The sequence below is a fragment of the Xanthobacter cornucopiae genome (assembly GCF_043195065.2).
Taxonomy (GTDB): domain Bacteria; phylum Pseudomonadota; class Alphaproteobacteria; order Rhizobiales; family Xanthobacteraceae; genus Xanthobacter.
This window is the reverse complement of sequence record NZ_CM195531.1, coordinates 2980179-2998494: the sequence shown is the minus strand read 5'-3', so window position 1 is coordinate 2998494 and position 18316 is coordinate 2980179. Positions and strand designations below refer to the sequence as shown.

The 18316-nt window shown below is 69.3% G+C and carries 13 protein-coding genes; 8 read left to right on the top strand and 5 right to left on the bottom strand.

Translation table 11 applies throughout. The features are described 5' to 3' along the window. Positions 1-7: 7 nt before the first annotated feature. Complete coding sequence (locus tag V5F53_RS13205; protein ID WP_393995390.1) at positions 8-439, bottom strand: DUF3617 domain-containing protein; 432 nt, start codon at positions 437-439, stop codon at positions 8-10. Positions 440-563: 124 nt separating this feature from the next. Here V5F53_RS13205 and V5F53_RS13200 point away from each other — a divergent pair, with 124 nt between their 5' ends. From V5F53_RS13200 to cydC, 6 genes are all read left to right on the top strand, one after another. Next, on the top strand, positions 564-1616 hold the full coding sequence (locus tag V5F53_RS13200) for a hypothetical protein (RefSeq protein WP_393995391.1): 1053 nt from the start codon (positions 564-566) through the stop codon (positions 1614-1616). A gap of 191 nt (positions 1617-1807) precedes the next feature. Then, entirely contained in the window at positions 1808-3433 is a 1626-nt protein-coding gene (locus V5F53_RS13195) for a cytochrome ubiquinol oxidase subunit I (protein WP_393995392.1), read from the top strand. Position 3434: 1 nt separating this feature from the next. Continuing rightward, positions 3435-4583, top strand: coding sequence for a cytochrome d ubiquinol oxidase subunit II (cydB, locus tag V5F53_RS13190; protein WP_393995393.1), 1149 nt, complete (start codon positions 3435-3437; stop codon positions 4581-4583). 11 nt (positions 4584-4594) lie between these two features. After that, the gene (locus tag V5F53_RS13185) at positions 4595-4873 is read left to right on the top strand and encodes a hypothetical protein (protein WP_393995394.1); all 279 of its coding nucleotides are present in this window, start codon (positions 4595-4597) and stop codon (positions 4871-4873) included. After that, entirely contained in the window at positions 4870-6705 is a 1836-nt protein-coding gene (cydD, locus tag V5F53_RS13180; protein WP_393995395.1) for a thiol reductant ABC exporter subunit CydD, read from the top strand. Before V5F53_RS13185 ends, cydD begins: the two co-directional genes overlap by 4 nt. Next, entirely contained in the window at positions 6702-8375 is a 1674-nt protein-coding gene (gene cydC / locus V5F53_RS13175; protein ID WP_393995396.1) for a thiol reductant ABC exporter subunit CydC, read from the top strand. The genes cydD and cydC overlap by 4 nt, the downstream gene beginning before the upstream one ends. A gap of 404 nt (positions 8376-8779) precedes the next feature. Here cydC and V5F53_RS13170 read toward each other — a convergent pair. The 3 genes from V5F53_RS13170 to V5F53_RS13160 form a co-directional block, all read right to left on the bottom strand. Continuing rightward, positions 8780-9726, bottom strand: a protein-coding gene (locus V5F53_RS13170; protein ID WP_509212353.1) for an IS630 family transposase whose coding sequence is annotated in 2 segments (ribosomal slippage) — positions 8780-9387 and positions 9387-9726 — 948 coding nt in all. Because the reading frame shifts where the segments join, the coding sequence is not laid out codon by codon here. A gap of 433 nt (positions 9727-10159) precedes the next feature. Next, entirely contained in the window at positions 10160-12010 is a 1851-nt protein-coding gene (locus V5F53_RS13165) for a SulP family inorganic anion transporter (RefSeq protein ID WP_393997892.1), read from the bottom strand. A gap of 122 nt (positions 12011-12132) precedes the next feature. Beyond that, on the bottom strand, positions 12133-13182 hold the full coding sequence (locus V5F53_RS13160; protein WP_393997893.1) for a sulfate ABC transporter substrate-binding protein: 1050 nt from the start codon (positions 13180-13182) through the stop codon (positions 12133-12135). A 196-nt stretch (positions 13183-13378) separates the two neighbouring features. Here V5F53_RS13160 and V5F53_RS13155 point away from each other — a divergent pair, with 196 nt between their 5' ends. Then, on the top strand, positions 13379-15001 hold the full coding sequence (locus V5F53_RS13155) for an ABC-F family ATP-binding cassette domain-containing protein (protein ID WP_393997894.1): 1623 nt from the start codon (positions 13379-13381) through the stop codon (positions 14999-15001). Positions 15002-15057: 56 nt separating this feature from the next. On the opposite strand, the gene V5F53_RS13150 is transcribed toward V5F53_RS13155, so the two are convergent. Beyond that, positions 15058-16248, bottom strand: coding sequence for an alpha/beta hydrolase family protein (locus V5F53_RS13150; RefSeq protein ID WP_393997895.1), 1191 nt, complete (start codon positions 16246-16248; stop codon positions 15058-15060). Between the two features lie 363 nt (positions 16249-16611). On the opposite strand from V5F53_RS13150, the gene V5F53_RS13145 reads away from it, so the two are divergent. Next, complete coding sequence (locus V5F53_RS13145; protein WP_393997896.1) at positions 16612-17898, top strand: methyl-accepting chemotaxis protein; 1287 nt, start codon at positions 16612-16614, stop codon at positions 17896-17898. Positions 17899-18316: the final 418 nt, after the last annotated feature.

Below are 18316 nucleotides of genomic sequence, written 5' to 3'. Positions count from 1 at the left end.
CGGCGCGTCACGGGCAGTTTCCCACGCGCGTGCCCTCGATCGCCATCGCCAGCCCGATCCTGCCGGCGCTCGAAACGGTGACGACGGAGCTGTAGGACGTGCCGCGATAGGTGGTGCGCGAGGTGGTGACGATGCCGCCGCCGCAGCTGGCGGTGAAGTCCACCTGATCACCGTCGGCGCGCACGTCGCTCAGGGCGCAGCCCTGCCAATCCGGGCTGGCGGCCAAGGCCTTGCGGATCTCGTCGGCGGTTCCATTCATCGTCGTGGTGTCGGCCGCGGCGACGCAGCGCGGCGGCTGCTTGCCGGCGGTCTTGCCGTCGACGCGGGTCACGGCCTGCCAGTTGCCGGGCTGGAATCGCTCCGACGCCATCGCCGTCGCGCTGCCGAGCTGCAGCGCAAGCACCGTGATGAGCGCGCACGCGCGGGGAAGCGACTTCATCCTGTGTCTCCAGCTTGGGACTGGCCGGCGCCTCCGGCCGACCCGGCGCGAGAGGGCGAATCTTTACCGGCGGGCCACGCCGCCGCATATTCCCCGGGCGGGGAACATCGGTGATCGGGGTGCCATGGCGGGAACGGTCAAGCGCAAGGGGCTGGAACTCGACCTGCTGTGCCGGACCGGCGCCGGAATCGCGGCCATCGCGCCCATGGCCTGCCGCATTCTGCGCGAACTGGTGGGCGCCGACGCGGCGGCGCTGTTCTGGCTCGATCGGGACGGACTGCCGGAAGGCTTCTTTCATGAGGATTCGCCGGCGCCGACGCGCGACCTCTTCGTCAATGCGTTTGAAGAATTGTTCCTGGGCCCGGCCGAGTTGAATGTGGCGACGCTGGCCCGGCTGCGAGGCCCGCACGCCGGGCACTTGCTGGCGCCGCCGCCGGATTATTTCCGTTCCAACACCTTCAACCTGCTGGTGCGCGCCAGCGGGCATCGCCACGCGCTCGACCTCAGGGTCGATCACGCGGGGCGGCCGCGCGCCATCGTCCTCCTGTTCCGCGCCGCCCGGGCGGGGCCGTTCACGGTCGCCGACCTTGAAACGCTGCGGGCGACCTCGGGGTCGTTGTCGCATGCGTTTGGCGGGGCGGTCCGGGAGACGCGGTGGGACGCGTCGCCGGTGCGGGGGCAGGTGCTGGTCGATGCCGCCGGCGAAACCCTTTTGATGATGAACGAGAGCGCCGACGCGCTCCTGCGCCGGGCCAATGCCGTGGGGCAGGGCATCCACATCAGCGGGCCCATCCATGCGCCGCCGCGCTTCGTGCGCGAATTGTGCGTCGATCTCGCTGCCGGAGCCGCCGCCCGGGCGCTGATCGCGGTGCCCAGCGGGCGGCTCGTGGTCACGCCCGAACGGCTGCGCGCGCCGCAGGGCGAGCGCGAGGCGGTGCTCGTCACCCTGCAGATGGAAACGCCGCGCGCGCTGCGGGTGTTCGAGCAGGTCATGGCCTATGAGGTCTCGCCGCGCCGGCGCGCCCTCATGCTGGCCGCGGCGCTGGGCGACGACCGGGCCGAGGCCGCCCGCCGCACGCACACCAGCGAGGAGGCCATGAAGAAGCATCTCGCGGCCGTTTACGATGCCACCGGCGTGCGCTCATGGGAGGCGCTCGCGCGCCTGCTGGATCGGTAGGTCGAGCGCGCCGGCGGGTGGGCATGGCCCCGTGGCAGTTTCGTTCGAACCATGCAAACGCATGAAAAATAATTTGTTCTTCTCATTTGGACGACACGCGGCGGTCCCGATGCCGCAGGTTGGAATGGTCCTGGGCTGTTGACGCGGGCGGTGGATATCACCCATTGTCCAGCCACGATCCGGGAGTCTTGATGTCCGCCCGTCGTCTGCGCGACGACCGGGGCGGGCGCGCCGTCGCGCAAGGGGGGCTTGTGATGGTGAACGACCTTGTCGTGGATTTGTCGCGTTTTCAGTTCGCGGCCACGGCGCTCTACCACTTCCTGTTCGTGCCCTTGACCTTGGGCCTCACCGTGCTGCTGGCGGTGATGGAGACGATCTACGTGACCACCGGTCGCGAGATCTACAAGGCGATGGCACAATTCTGGACCAAGCTGCTGCTGATCAACTTCGCCGTGGGCGTGGCCACCGGCCTCACCATGGAGTTCCAGTTCGGTACCAACTGGTCGTTCTACTCGAGCTTTGTCGGCGACACTTTCGGCGCGCCGCTGGCCATCGAGGGCCTGATGGCCTTCTTCCTGGAATCCACCTTCATCGGCCTCATGGTGTTCGGCTGGGACCGGCTGACCAAGGCCCAGCACCTGCTGGTGACCTATCTGGTGGCGCTCGGCTCCAACTTGTCGGCGCTGTGGATCCTGGTGGCCAACAGCTTCATGCAGCATCCCCAGGGCGCCAGCTTCAATCCGGTGACCATGCGGATGGAGCTCGACAGCTTCGGAGCCCTGTTCTTCAACCCGGATGCCCAGTCCAAGTTCGTGCACACGGTGCTGGCCGGCTATGTGACGGCGGCGATCCTGGTGTGCGGTGTCAGCGCCTGGTACATGCTGCGGGGCCGCCATCTTGAGTTCGCCCGGCGCTCGTTCCGGGTGGCCGCGGTGTTCGGCGTGCTGGGCACCGGCGGCGTCATCACGCTGGGCGACGCCCTCGGCTATGTGGGCGCCCACGCGCAGCCCACCAAGCTGGTGGCCATGGAGGCGCTGTGGACCGCTGAGCCGGCGCCCATGTCGTTCAACGCCATCGCTTTCCCGAACCAGCAGGAACAGCGCAACGACTTCGCCATCCAGATCCCGGCCATGCTGTCGCTGCTGGTGACCCATTCGCTCAGCGGCACCTTGCCGGCGGCGGACCAGCTGGAGGCCCAGGCCCGCGAGCGCATCCGCAACGGCATCCCGGCCGTGCAGGCCATGGAGACGCTGAGCGCCAACCCCACCGATGCGACCGCGCTCAGCCAGTTCCAGGCGCACAGCAAGGATGTGGGCTACGGCTTCCTGGTGCAGCGCTACGCCGCCGGCGGCGACATCTCCAAGGCCACCGACGCCGACATCGCCCGTGCCGCGCGGGACACCATTCCCGAGGTCTGGATCGTGTTCTGGTCGTTCCGCGTGATGGTCGGGTTCGGCCTGCTGATGCTCGGCTACATGGTGCTGGCCATGCTGATGACGCTCAGCAACAAGGTGCAGGAGCAGCGCTGGTTCCTGCGGGTGGCGGTGCTGATGATCCCGGTGCCCTATCTGGCCTGCGAGGCCGGGTGGCTGGTGGCGGAGGTGGGGCGCCAGCCCTGGACGGTGTACGAGGTGCTGCCCACGTGGCTGTCGGCCTCCACCCACAGCGTCGGCTACATGATCTTCTCCATCACCGGCTTCATTCTGCTCTACACGATCTTCGCGATCATCGAGATCTTCCTGATGCTGCACTTCATCCGCAAGGGGCCTGAGGTCCACGCGCATGACGGTGCGGTGCGGCTGGCGGGGGCCTACTGACATGGAAAGCCTTGCGTTCGAAGCCTATGCGGTGCTCAAGGTGGTGTGGTGGGTGCTGCTGGGCGTGCTGCTCACCGGCATCGGCGTGATGGTCGGCATGGACATGGGCGTCGGCACCCTGCTGCGCTACGTGGGCCGCACCGACGCCGAGCGGCGGGTGGCGCTCAACATCGTCGGCCCCCATTGGGACGGCAATCAGGTGTGGTTCATTCTCGGCGGCGGCGCCATCTTCGCCGCCTGGCCGCTGGTCTATGCCACCGCCTTCTCCGGCTTCTACATTGTCATGCTGGTGCTGCTGTGGAGCATGATCGTGCGGCCGCTTGGCTTCGAGTACCGCAGCAAGATGCCCTCGGACCGCTGGCGGGCGGCGTGGGACGCCACCTTGTTCATCAGCGGCTTCGTGCCCATGCTGGTGTTTGGCGCCGCTATCGGCAACGTGCTGCAGGGCGTGCCCTTCCACTTCGACTGGCGGCTCACCTCCTATTACACCGGCAGCTTCATCGAGCTGTTCAACCCGTTCGCCATCCTGTGCGGGCTGATGTCGGTGTCGCTGGCCATCTACATGGGGGGCAGCTGCCTCGCCAGCGGCGCCACCGATCCGGTCTCGGCGCGCGCCCGCACTGCCGCGGTGGCGGCGAGCGTCGTCGCACTGGTGCTGTTCACCCTGGCCGGCTTCTGGGTGTCGAAGCTCAGCTTCTACCAATTGGTTTCCGGCCCGGCGCCGGAGGTGGCGCAGACGCCGCTGCACCAGCAGGTCGCCTATGTGCCCGGCGCGCTGCTGGCCAATTACGGCAAACAGCCGCTGTTGTGGGCGTTTCCGGCGCTGGTCTATGCCGGCCTGCTGCTCGGCCTGCTCGGGCACCTGGCGCGGCGCCCGCTGGTGGGCTGGTGGCTCGGCGTGGTGGCCTGGATCGGCGTCATCGGCACGGTGGGCGCCGCCATGTTCCCCTTCCTCATGCCGTCGCTCACCAATCCGTCGCATAGCCTGACCGTGTGGAACTCCGGGTCCAGCCTGCGGACGCTGAGCTGGATGCTGGGCTTCACCCTGCTCTTCATGCCGCTCATCCTGTGGTACACGAGCTGGGCCTTCTGGGTCATGCGCGGCAAGATCGACGTGAAGCAGATCGAAGCGTCGGACCACGCGCTCTGAGGAGGCCACCCATGCTCCTGCACTACATCATCGCCCTGGGGCTTGCCGGCTTCGCCATCCTCATGGGCATCATCCTCGGCGATTACGGGCCGTGGTACCTGTCGTGGTTCCTCGGCACCGGCTTCATGGTGCTGGTGGCGGTGTCCGCCGGCGTGTTGTTCGAGGCGCAGGATGACGCGGCGAGGGCCGCGTCCGCCGGCGAGGGTGAGGGGGCCGGTGACGTGGCCGGCGTGGTGACGGCCGGTGCACCCGCGCATCGCGCCTCCGGCGGAACGCACGGTAAGGCGTGAGCGCATCGCACCCGGTCGCGCCCGGCGGGCGGCAGGACGCGGGCGCACCCGCGCCCGAGGCCCTTCCCCGGGCCGCCCCGCAAACGGACGGTCCCGACCGGCCCGGTGCCGAGGTGGAGCGCTGGTTGCGCCGCCAGGTGGCGGACAGCGGCGGCGCCGTGCGTCGCGCGGCGGTTCTCGGCGCCCTCGCTACGGCCCTGGTGGTGCCGCAGGCATGGCTATTGGCGCACGGCGTGGCGCCGGTGGTGATGGGCGGGGCGCCGCTGGCGAGCGCGCTGCCGTGGCTGCTGGCGGTGCTGCCGCTGCTGGCCCTGCGCTTCTTCCTGAATGGCGCGGCCGACCGGCGGTCCATCGCGGCCGCCGGGGCGCTGAAGGCGCAGGTGCGGGCGCGGCTGCTGCGGCATCTCGCGGCTCTGGGGCCAGCTCGCCTTGCCGGCCGCGCCTCGGGCGAGACCGCGACCATCGTCATGGATGGGGTGGACGCGCTGGAGCCCTATGTGGCGCGCTTCCTGGCCCATGCCGGCGTCCTGGCGGCGCTGCCGCCTCTGATCCTGGCCGTGGTGCTGCCCAGCGACTGGATTTCCGGCCTGGTGCTGCTGGCCACGGCGCCGGTGATCCCTCTGTTCATGGTGTTGCTGGGCCAGGGCGCCGAGCGGCTGAACCGCCGGCAGTGGCGGCGTCTGACCCGGCTGTCGGCGCAACTGCTGGATGGCCTGCAGCGGCTCGCCACCCTGAGAATGCTCAATGCCGGCGAGCGCGAGGCGGCGCGGCTGGCGGCGGCGGCGGAAGACTATCGCGCCAGCACCATGGGGGTGCTGCGGGTGGCCTTCCTGTCGGCGCTGGCGCTGGAGTTCTTCGCCACGGTGGCGATCGCGGTGGTGGCGGTGCTGATCGGCTTCCGCCTGCTGGATGGCGCCATGGGCTTCGAGGCGGCCTTCTTCGTGTTGCTGCTGGCGCCGGAGTTCTACGCTCCGCTGCGCCAGCTCGGCGTCGATTATCACGCCCGGATGGAGGCGCTGGCCGCCGCCGAGCGCGTCCTCGACCTGATGGCGGAGGCGCCGGAGCCGTCCGGAACCGGGCAGCCGGCCTTCGCGGGCGGGATCGAGGTGAGGGTCAGGGCGGCGAGCTATGCCTGGGCGCCGGGGCGGCCGGCGCTTCGCGGGGTGGACCTGCGGCTGGCACCCGGCGAGATCACCGCGCTGGTGGGCCCCAGCGGGGCGGGCAAAAGCACGCTGGCGGCGCTGCTGCTCGGTTTTATCCGGCCGCAGGCGGGCGCCGTCGAGGTCGATGGCCATGCTCTGAACGATGTGGACCCGGCGTACTGGATGCGCCAGGTGGCCCTGGTGCCGCAGCGCCCGCACATGTTCGCGGGCAGCGTGCGCGACAACATCCGGCTCGGTGATCCGTCCATGGGGCCCGAGGAGGTGCGCGCCGCCGCCCGCCTTGCCGCCGCCGACGATTTCATCCAGGCCCTGCCCAAGGGCTATGACACCCTTCTGGGCGAGCATGGCCAGACCCTGTCGGGCGGGCAGGTGCAGCGCCTGGCCCTCGCCCGCGCCTTCCTCAAGCGCGACGCGCGCGTGGTGGTGATGGACGAAGGCACCGCCGGTCTCGACCGTGAAACGGAAGGTGTGGTGGCGGAGGCGGTGCGGCGGCTGGCGCCGGGGCGCACCACGCTGCTGATCGCCCATCGCCTCGCCAGCGTGCAACTGGCCGACCGGGTGGTGTTCCTGGAGGAGGGGCGCGTCGTCGAACAGGGCCGGCGGGCGGCGCTGGAGGCCGACGGGCACCGGTTCGCGGCGCTGCTGCGCGACGCGGGGCTGGCCTCGTGAGCGGCGATTTCGCCGTGCTGCGCCGGCTTCTCGGCCTGTCGCGCCCCTTTGGCGGCTGGATGCTGCTGGCGGGGGTGGTCGCCTGCATCACCGTGCTCGCCAGCATCGGGCTGATGACGGTGGCCGGCTGGTTCATCGCCGCCATGGCCCTGGCTGGGGTCAGCACCGGCATGATGAACTATTTCCTGCCGTCCGCAGCCATCCGGCTGTTCGCCATCCTGCGTACCGGCGGGCGCTATCTGGAGCGGTTGCTGAGCCACGAGGCGACATTCCGCCTGTTGGCGGGGCTGCGCCTGTGGCTGTTCCGGCGGCTGGCGCCACTGGCTCCGGCCCAGCTCATGGACCGGCGCGGCGCCGACCTGGCGGCGGGGCTGCAGGCCGACGTGGACACGCTGCAGCATGCCTATCTGCGGCTGGCGGCGCCGGTGGCGGTGGCGGTGGCCTCCGGCGCGGCGGTGGTGGCGGTGCTGGCGGTGCTGCATCCGCCCACCGCCGTGGTGGTGGCGGCGCTGTTGCTGTGCGCCGGTGGCGTCGGCCCGGCGTTGGCCCGCCGTGCGGCGGCAGCTCCGGGCGTGGAGGCGGTGCGTCTGCGGGCGGAGCTGCGCGTGGCGGTGGTGGATGCGCTCCAGGGGGCCACGGATCTGCGCGCCGCCGGTGCCGGTGATCGGCATCTCGTGTCCATGGACGACCTGAGCGCGGCGCTGGTCGAGGCCCAGGGGCGTGCCGCCATCCATGGCGCGCAGGCGGAGGCGGGGGTGAGCTTGTGCGCCGGCCTTGCCCTCTGGAGCGCGGCGGCGCTCTCCGCCGCGAGCGCGGCGGCCGCGCAGCTGGAGCCGGCGCTGGTGCCGGCGCTGGCCCTGTGCGCCCTGGCGAGCTTCGAGGCGGTGGCGCCGCTGCCCCTGGCGATGCAGCGCTGGGGCGAGGTGACCGCAGCCGCCCGGCGCCTGTTCGCCTTGGCGGACCGCGTTCCCGCCATCGCCGAGGGGACGGCGCCCTCGCCGGTGCCGCGGGATGGCGGCCTGAGCCTGCGCGCCGTCACCCTGCGCTACGACCCCGCCGGCCCCGCGGCCCTCGATGGGCTCGATCTCGAAATTCCGGCCGGACGCCGGGTGGCGCTGCTCGGTCCGAGCGGCGCCGGCAAGAGCTCCATCGCCCGCCTGCTGCTGCGCTTCTGGGAGTATGACGGCGAGATCCGGCTGGGCGGGCACGACCTGCGCCAGTACCAGGGCCAGGACCTGCGCCGGCTGGTGGGGGTCGCCGCCCAGGATGCCCAGCTGTTCAACGGCACGATCCGCGACAACCTGCTGGTGGCGGCGCCGGAAGCCGACGCCGCGGCCATGGCGGAGGCCCTGGAGATCGTCCAACTGGCCGGGTTCGTCGCCGGGCAGGAGGCGGGGCTCGAGACCTGGATCGGCGAGGGCGGAGCGCGCCTGTCGGCGGGGCAGGCGCGGCGGCTGGTGGTGGCGCGGACACTGCTGCGCGCGCCACTGGTCCTGATCCTGGACGAGCCCACGGAGAACCTCGATCCGACCACCGGGCGCGCGCTGCTGGCGGCGGTGGCGCGGGCGACGGCGGGGCGCACCGTGCTTCTCATCACCCACGATCCGGTGGCGGCGGCGGCGTTCGCCGACGAGATCGTGCGCATGGAGGCGGGGCGCCGGCTGGGGTGATGCCCGGCCGTAAGGCATCTGCCTGGCGCGGTCCGTGTGGCGCGGCAGTCGTCAGGCGCGAGTTCGCTTTGGCGTGATGTCCTTTGGGCGTGATGTCCTTTGGGCGACACCGCCCTTCGGCCAGACTGCGCTCCGACAAAGAGGCTTGCCAGGATGCGGCGGGCGATCGGCGTTCGTTGCATCGGGGCATCGGGCGCGCGCCGTGCGGGGTCGGGCTCGCCGTGGCCGCGCTGCGCAGGGGGTGGACGGCTACTGGCCATCGGGGCGCGGTGCCGGCGGTGCCGCCCCATCTGCGGTCTCTGCTCCGGGGCGGAGCGGCGGCCCCGGTGGCCTTCGCGCGCGGGCGCCACCAAAGGCCCATGTGTCACGCTCAGGCGCCTTTGGCTTCCTAGAGCGATTTCCGTTCATAATGGCTCATATCCTGCGGCCATGAAGAAGTTCTGGCATTCCTTTGGCGTGAAGCAGTCGATGAGGCGACCGATGGTGTCCCACAGGCCGGCGACGGAGCGCTCGGCGGCTTTGCGCAGGAGCGCCTTGAGCTTTGAGAATGCCTTCTCGATGGGATTGAAGTCGGGGCTGTAGGGCGGCAGATAAAGCAGACCGTCGCCGGCAGCCTCGATGGCGGCGCGGACCTGTGGCCCCTTGTGGGAGCCGAGATTGTCCATCACCACCATGTCGCCTGGGATGAGCTCGGGAATGAGAACCTGTTCCACATAGGCCTGGAATGCCACGGCGTTGATCGGGCCGTCGAGTACCATGGGTGCGACCATGCCGGTGGATCTCAGGCCGGCGACGAAGGTGGTCGTCTTCCAGTGGCCGTGCGGCACGCCGACCCGCAGGCGTTTCCCGCGCCGGCAACGGCCGTGGCGGCGCGCCATGTTGGTGGAAGCCCAGGTCTCGTCGATGAAGACGAGCCGCTCCGGGTCCAGGTCCAGTTGGCCGTCGAACCAGGCTTGGCGCTGTTTCAGGATATCGGGGCGGTCCTGCTCGGCCGCGTGCGCGGTCTTTTTTTCCAAGTGATGGCGTGACGGTCGAAGAAGCGCCAAAGCGTGCCGATGGCAAAGCGGTGCCCGTGGGCGGCCAGCTGATGCTGAAGCTCCATCAGGGTGATGTCGCTTGTCTCCTCCACCAGCCTCAGGATCAGGTCGGCCTGCGCCTCGATCCGGGCGGAGAGGGTGTCACCGCCGCGCGGCTTGGCCGCGACGCTTCCGGTTTCCCGTACCCTGGCGCACCAGCGCACGGCGCTGGCGATACTCACCCCGAAGCGCTCGGCCGCCTGCCGCCGCGACATCCCGCCCTCGACGGCGGCAACCACCCGCTCCCGCAGGTCCAAAGACAGCGTCCTGGCCATGCATGTCGGCCTCCCTCTCCGACACGAAGCGTGAATCAGAACGCCGCTGATTTGGGAACCCCAGACGACTCAAAACGCGAGGAAATCGCTCTAGCGTCGGCTTTGGTCTTCGAGCGGTGCCAAGCGAGCGCGGTGCCAAGTGAGCGCGGTGCCAAGTGAGCGCGGTGCCGGGTGAGCGCGGTGCCGGGGAGCGGTGTCCAGCGGATGCCGCTCACACGCCGCGCGGGCTCAAGCCGAGGCCTGGGCGTGAGTCTCTCGGCCCTCAGGTCTCACGCCTGTCGAATCCGGGTGGCGGGGCGATTCCACCGGCGGGACGCTCACCGGCCGGTGTTCGAGCGAAGCGGGGCGGCAGCGCAAGCCGGCACGCCGCCCCGGTGGATGCTCGTGTCGTCCGCCCGACCCTGGCTGCCGCCGGGCGGCGGCCAGGGTGGCCTCACACCAGGTAATAGGCGAGCTTGGCCTTGCCCAGCTCCGCCCATTCGCCCTGGTGCCCGCGCTGGGCGGCGCTGGCATTGGCGTCGATGGCGGCGAGGGCGTAGGCGCGGCGGATCGCCTTGAGGGTGGCCGAGAAGTCCTCGCTTTCTTCCGGGAAGACGAGATCGGAGGGCAGATGGTCGAGGATGCCGACGCGGGCGAGCGCCTGCAGCAGGTCCGGCCGCACGCCGGCGAGCAGCACGGTGAAGCCGCGCTCCCGGGCTTCCTTGAGGAACAGGTCGAGCACCTCCAGCGCCACCACGTCCGGGTTTCGCACCCGCTTGAGACGCAGCACGATGTATTTGATGTCGCGCTGCCGCGCCGCCTGGGTGGCTTCTTCCAGGTAGCGGTCGAGATCGGGGGCGGCCCCGAAGAAGAATTCGCCCTCGAAATCGTAGATCAGCACGCCCTGGCTCGGCGGGTCGTCGCCGACGCGGGCGCGCACCACCCGTTCCGGCGTCACCACCAGTTCCACCGCCTTCAGCTTCGAGGCGCGGGTGACGTACCAGGCGATGGACACGGCGGCGCCGATGAGGATGGCGTATTCGATGTTGATGATGATGGCGGTGAGGCCGGTGGCGATCAGCAGGGCGGCATCATAGCGCGAGCCGCGCAGGATGTAGCGCAGCCGCTCGAAATCGAACAGGCGCGCTGCCGCCACCATCAGCAGCCCGGCCAGCAGTGCCTTCGGCACGTAGGACGCGAGCGGGGCGATCAGCAGCACGGTGATGGCGACGAAGCCGGCGGTGACGAGGCCGGAAAAGCGCGTCGCCGCTCCCGCCTGATAGTTGATGGCGGTGCGCGAGAGCGAGCCGGCGCCGGGCATGCAGCGGAAGAAGCCACCCACCAGATTGCCGATGCCCTCGGCCAGGATCTGGCGATTGTAGTCGAGCCGCTGGCCAGACTTGTGGGCGATGGCCTTGGCGATGGCGAGCGCTTCCAAGAGGCCCAGCACGGCAATGGCTGCCGAACTGGCGGCGAGGTCCGCCACCCAGTCCAGCCGCACCTCGGGCACGTGGAAGCGGGGCAGGCTGGAGGGGATGGCGGAGATGAGGGATACCTCGGGCCGGGCCCCGGGCGCGGCGGTGGACCAGCCCAGCAGATAGGCCACCGCCGTGCCGAAGATGAACACGAACAGCATGTCGAGCTGGGGCAGCTTGTAGCGCCGCACGATGCGCCGCGAGACGATGGCGAGGACGATGGCGCCGACGCTGATGGCGATCGCCTTCCAGTTCCAGGGCGCGTCCTGGGTGACGGTGAGATAGAGGCGCTCCAGCACGTGCTGATGGCCGGTGCCCTGGGCTTTCACCCCCAGCGCGTTGGCCACCTGGCCGATGATGGTGAGCGTCGCCGCGCCGACGATGAAGCCGGTGACCACCGATTCGGAGATGTAGCGCGTGAGATCGCCGAGCTTGGTCACGGCGATGAGGATCTGGATGGCGCCGATCATGATCGCCAGCAGGAACATGGCCTCGAAGGCGTCGAGCTGGGCCTGGGGGTCGAAGATGGCCAGGGCGCTGAACACCACCAGCGAGACCGCCCCCGTGGGGCCGTTGATGAGGTGCCGCGACGAGCCGAAGATGGCCGCCACCGCCGTGAACACGATGGCGGTGTAAAGGCCGAAGCGCGGGTCCACGCCCGCCACCAGGGCATAGGCCATGCTCTGCGGCAGCGACAGGGCGGCCACGGTGAGGCCGGCCACCAGGTCCGCCTTGACCTTGGCGAGACGGCCGAGGCTGGCGGTGCCGTCGCCGGATACAGGCGCTGCGGGAGGCGGACGGTGAAGGGGCGCGGAGACGGCGTCGGTCATGGGCTGTCCTTGGGACGACGGGCGGCGCGAACGCATCCGCCGTTCGCTCCGGCTCACGTGGGATGCTGCAACCTGTTGCGTTTAGGCGTGTTCTTCGTGCGGGCGGCGCGCCCTGGCGGGGGTCATTCCGCGCGGGGCTTGGGCGTGTAGACGGACTGGATGATCCCGGTGTCGGAGAAGAACTTGAACTGCGCCTCCGACCAGCCGCCGGCGATGGCGGTGATGGGGAACAGATTGATGGGCGGCAGGCGATCCGCGTGCTTCTTTAGGATCTCCGCCTTGTAGGGGCGGTAGCCCTGGGCGGCGATGATCTCCTGGGCCTCGTCGGTGAACAGGTATTCCAGATAGGCCTTGGACGGGATGAGGCTGCCATGCTTGGCGACATTGGCGTCCACCCAGGCGACGGTGGGCTCGGCACGGATGCTGATGGGCGGATAGACCACCTCGATGGCGCCGCGGGAGTCCTTGGCCTCGCGCAGGGCCTCGTTCTCCCAGGCGAGATGGACGTCGCCGCGCTTCTCCACGGCGAAGGCGATCCCGGTGGCCCGCGCCGCCGGGGTGAAGAAGGGGGCGTGGTCGTAGATGGCCTTGAGGAAGGCGCGGGCCTCCTCGTCGGTCCCGCCGCGCAGCACCACCGAGCCCCAGGCCGCCAGCGCCGCGAGCTTGCCGTTGCCGGAGGTCTTGGGGTCGGGGACCATGATCTCGATCCCCGGCTTCACCAGGTCTGGCCAGTCGCGAATGGCGTGCGGGTTGCCCTTGCGCACGGCGAACACGATGGTCGATTCATAGGGGCGGGAGTTGTTCGGCAGCCGCTTCTCCCAGCCGTCGGGGATGAGGCCGCGGGTGTGCAGGATCTCCACGTCGGAGGGCAGGCCGAGGGTCACCACGTCCGCCGGCAGCTCGCCGCTCGCAACCTGCCGGGCCTGGTAGGTCGAGCCGGCATGGGACTGGCGCACCGCCACGGTTGAATCGGTGTTCGCCTCGTAATGCTTCACAAAGCGCGGGTTGATGGCGTCGTAAAGCTCGCGGGTGGGGTCGTAGGAGGCATTCAGAATATAGCGCGCCGAGAAGCCCTGGCTGTTCTTGGTGACCAGCACGAAAGCCGCTGCCGCAACGGCAACGACAGCGGCGATATTCAGCCAGGGAACACGCCGGATCGCTTGCAGCGCCATGGATCTCACCGCTGTATGATGTATAAAGTCGAGTCAATACGTAGATTTTGTGAATATTAGCCGGCTGTCAAGCGCGCATTCCGTTGAGTCCGGCGGTGCGCGGCCATGGCCGGGGCCACGCGGCGCGGCTTCCCTTTCCCCGGGGCGCGACATGGCCTAATGCCACGCGCATGGCATTCCCCGAGATCGCGCGCGCATGATTCGTCTCGACAACATCGGCAAGCAGAACGGCAAGCAGATCGTCTTCATCGAGGCCTCCGCGGCCCTGTTGAAAGGCGAGAAAATCGGCCTCGTCGGCCCCAACGGCGCCGGCAAGACCACGCTGTTCCGCATGATTACGGGGCAGGAGCCTCCGGACGAGGGGCAGGTTTCCACCGATCGCGGCATCACCATCGGCTATTTCAGCCAGGACGTGGGCGAGATGAGCGGCCAAAGCGCCCTCAGCGCCGTGATGGACGGGGCCGGCCCGGTCAGCGTGGTCGCCGCCGAGCTGAAGGAGATCGAGGCCGGCCTCGGCGATCCCGACCGCGCCGACGAGATGGATGCGCTGGTCGAGCGCTACGGCGAGGTGCAGGCGCGGTTCGAGGAACTGGGCGGCTATGCCCTGGAGGGCCGCGCGGCCGAGGTGCTGGCCGGCCTCGGCTTCAGCCAGGAGATGATGGACGGCGATGTCGGCAAGCTCTCCGGCGGCTGGAAGATGCGCGTGGCGCTGGCCCGCATCCTGCTCATGCGCCCGGACGTGATGTTGCTGGACGAACCCTCCAACCATCTCGACATCGAAAGCCTGATCTGGCTCGAATCCTTCCTGAAGGGGTTCGACGGCGCGCTGATGATGACGTCCCACGACCGCGCCTTCATGAACCGCATCGTCAACAAGGTCGTCGAGATCGACGGTGGCGCGCTGACCAGCTTTTCCGGCGACTACGAGTTCTATGCCCAGCAGCGGGCGCTGAACGAGAAGCAGCAGCAGGCCCAGTACGAGCGCCAGCAGGCCATGCTGGCCAAGGAGATCCAGTTCATCGAGCGGTTCAAGGCGCGCGCCTCCCACGCGGCGCAGGTGCAGAGCCGGGTCAAGAAGCTGGAGAAGATCGACCGGGTGGAACCGCCGCGCCGGCGCGAGAGCGTGGTGTTCGAGTTCCAGCCCGCGCCCCGCTCCGGCGATGACGTGGCCAGCCTGAAGGGCGTGCACAAGCGCTACGGCAGCCGTGTCATCTATGAGGGGCTCGATTTCCACATCGCCCGCAAGGAGCGCTGGTGCGTGATGGGCGTCAACGGCGCCGGCAAGTCCACGCTGCTGAAGCTGGTCACCGGGGCCGCCACGCCCGATGCCGGCGCGGTCACCGTCGGCGGCAGCGTGAAGATGGGCTATTTCGCCCAGCACGCCATGGACCTGCTGGAGGGCGAGCGCACCGTGTTCGAGACCCTGGAGGATGCCTTTCCCCAGGCCGGCCAGGGCGCGCTGCGCAGCCTCGCCGGCTGCTTCGGTTTTTCAGGCGACGACGCGGACAAGCGCTGCCGGGTGCTTTCCGGCGGCGAGAAGGCCCGGCTGGTGATGGCCAAGATGCTCTACGATCCGCCGAACTTCCTGGTGCTGGACGAGCCCACCAACCATCTCGACATCGCCACCAAGGAAATGCTGATCGCCGCCCTCGCCAATTACGAGGGCACCATGCTGTTCGTCTCGCACGATCGCCATTTCCTGGCGGCGCTTTCCAACCGGGTGCTGGAGCTGACTCCGGAGGGCATCCACAACTACCCCGGCGGCTATCTGGAATACGTGGCCCGCACCGGCCACGAGGCGCCGGGCCTGCGGCTCTGAGGGGCGGGCCCCGACCTCCCCGAGGGGGCGCCGGGGGCGGCGCCCACAGGCCCTGATCACAGGCCGTCGAACCAGGTCTTCCACTGCGGCACGGCCGTGGCGTAGGTGCCGCGATGGGTGGTCGGGCCGGTGGAGCGGGCCTCCACCGCGGTGTTTCCGGCTCCCATGGCCTGCTGATAGGTCATCACCAGCCGGCCGAGCCCGGGGGAGATGACCTCGTCGGCCTCGCCATAATAGGTGCGCACCGGGCTCTTTATGACCCACCGGTAGGCGTTGGTCCTGTCCTTCAGCAGCCGTCCGTAGGTGGACGCCGCGAACAGCTGCGGATCGAAGTAATCCGGCCGGATCAGCGCGCGCAGGTCGGTGGGGACCTGCGCGGGGTCGTAGGGCTCGCGCTCATAGAGCCTGCGGGAGATGTCGTAGGCCCCGTCCGTCAGCAGGCTGCGGGCGAGGCCGGGCACGCCGTAATACTTTTCGAATGAGAAGGCGGTGAGGATGAACAGCGTCGGCACCCAGTCCGCGTCGATCACGCGCGGAAAGGAGAGGAAGCCGTTCAGCCCCACGAAGGCATCGGCGGGGGCGCTGGCGGTGGCGGCCGCCGCCACCGGCACGCCAATGCGCTCCAGCTTCTCCAGCAGCGCCAGCGTGACGAAGCCGCCCTGCGACCAGCCGCCCAGCACCAGCCTGGAGGCGGACAGCTTCATGTGGGCCAGCACGGCGCGGCTCGCCACCAGGAGGTCGTAGGGGGCCTGCTGCTGGCTCTCCTTCACCAGATAGCCTTCCGGCTCCCGCGATCCGCCGAGGCCGAAATAATCGGCGCCGATGACCAGGTAGCCCTGGCCGGCAAACTGGGCGAGGGCAAGCTGGGTTTCCGGCGACTGCTCGGGAAAGGAGGGCACCTGCTGCCGGCCGTAGACGGTGCCGTGCTGGTAGGACAGGAGCGGGAAGCGGGTGTCCGCCGTGTCGGGCACCGCGAGGAGGCCGGTGGCCACTGTCGGCGTATTGCCACGCTCGGGAATGACCGAAGGATAGGTGACCCGGTAGAGCCGGACCGCGTTGCGCGCCGGGGTGTAGGCGACGGCGACACCGAAGAAGCGCGGCGCGTCCTCGGTGAGGATCCGGTTCAGCCGGTCCATGTCCCAGCGGCCGATGAGCTGGTAGCTGACACCCGAGGCGACCTCCACCGGTGCCTCCACCGGTGGAGCCGCGACCGCCGTTTCGGCCGCGCCGGCCGGGAGCGGCGTCATGCCCGCGCCCAGTGTCAACGCGAAAGCTGTAAGCCATCGGATCAGAACAGACATCTGCGCCTCCTGGTGCCTCCGGGGAGTGTCCCCGGACGGACAGGGATAGAGCCGTTTCAGCACGCGCGTGAAGCGGTCTTGCATCCGCGGCGGTGCGCCGCCGCGCCCTTGGCGCCGCCCCCGCCCCGCCTGCTCGCCGCCGTGGCCCGGGCTGGGCTTGATGCGGGTGGCGTGGAGGTATCCATATGCTTTGTTCGGACGGGATTCCCGTCCCCCTCCGCGAAATTTCACGCCGGTCGAGGCTGGACCAACGCACCTCCGCGAAATTTGTGCAATGGTTGGCGACCAGAATCAGAGAAAAATGACGCCATGTTCGGACAAAAGACAAAAAGCGATGAGCTGATTTCCGTTCTGGGTAATTATTGCGGTGTCGGTCTTTGGGACGCGATCCTGGTCAATGAGGATGCTCTGCATCCTCAAAGCAAATGGACCTGGACCAATGAATTCCGCCGCCTTCTCGGCTATGGCGGCGAGCACGACTTTCCGAACGTCGTGGGCTCATGGGCGGACAAGCTCCATCCGGAGGATTCGGCGCGGACCTTCGCCGCCTTTGGCAATGCCCTGAAGAAGACCCGCGAGAAGTCGATTTACAACATTACGTATCGACTGAAGATGAAGGACGGCAGCTATCGCTGGTTCCGCGCCACCGGCGGCGTCGTGCACGACGCCAATGGCAAGGCCATCCGCGCCTGCGGCTCCCTGGTCGATATTCACGAGAGTGTCGTCGCCGAGCAGCAGGCGCAGGCCCGCATCTCCCGCGTCGAGGAGATCACCGCGCGCTTCGACACCGAGATCTCGGCCTTGATCAACACCTTCCAGGGTGCGTCCGGTGAGTTGCAGGCGGCGGCGGCGCAGCTTGCGGGCTCGGCGAAGAAGGCGTCCGACCAGTCGATCGTCGTGGTGTCCGCGGTCGAGGAGGCGGCGGCCAACATCTCGGCCATCGCCAGTTCATCGGAGGAGCTTGGCGCGTCGGTGGACGAGATCGGCCGCCAGATCGACCGCTCGGCGGACCTGTCCAAGGGGTCGGTGGGCGAGGCCCGGGTGACGGCGGACATCATGGCGGAGCTGAGTTCCGTGGCCGCCGGCATCGGCAATGTGGTCGATCTGATTTCGGGGCTGGCGGGGCAAACCAACCTGCTCGCCCTGAACGCGACCATCGAGGCGGCCCGCGCCGGCGAAAGCGGCCGCGGCTTCGCGGTGGTGGCCAGCGAGGTCAAGCAGCTGGCCTCGCAGACGGCGGCGGCCACGTCGGAAATCTCCACCAAGGTCAGCGCGATCCAGAACGCGACCGCCCGTGCGGCGTCCGCCATCGACGGCATTCTCAAGACCATCGGCATGGTCAACGAGGCGATCACCTCCATCGCCACGTCGGTGGAGGAGCAGGGGGCGGCGACCCGCGAGATCGTCGGCTCCATCACCCACGTTTCGACCGGCACCAACGTGGTCTCGGAAAACATCTCCTATGTGTCCCAGGCGGCGGTGGAGACCGAGGACGTGGCGCGCAACGTGCTGTCGTCCTCGTCGGTCATCGGCTCGGAATCCGGCGCTTTGCAGGACAAGGTCCGCCGTTTCATCCTCGACCTGAAGACGGTGTGAGGACGGTGTCGTGATGTTGCCTCGCCCTCGCGCCCGGGGGCAGGCGACGCGCCGCGCCATCTCGCACTCAAGATCGCCAGGCCGGCGGCCGCTGCGGCGCCCTGGCGGGGCTAGGCCGTGCGGCGCATGGCGGCGCGCGGGTTTCTCCGGCGGCTATTCCAGGCAGGACGGGGCCGTCTGGCCGCGCCCCGTGTTTTGCGGTCGCGGCGGAGTCGACCGGACCGAAGAGCCCGGCGCCGGAGGTCTGGTCGCGCGGCAGGGCGCACGGCAAGGAGGGCATATCCCCGACAGCTGCACGGTCCCCCGTGGGTCCCAAGGGGCGGCGGCCGGGGGCGGCTCATGCGGCAGAGCCCGCCGACACCGTCGTCTCGCGCCACCGTTCAGGATTTCAGCAGCGGCGTGCGGAAGCCGTGCCGTC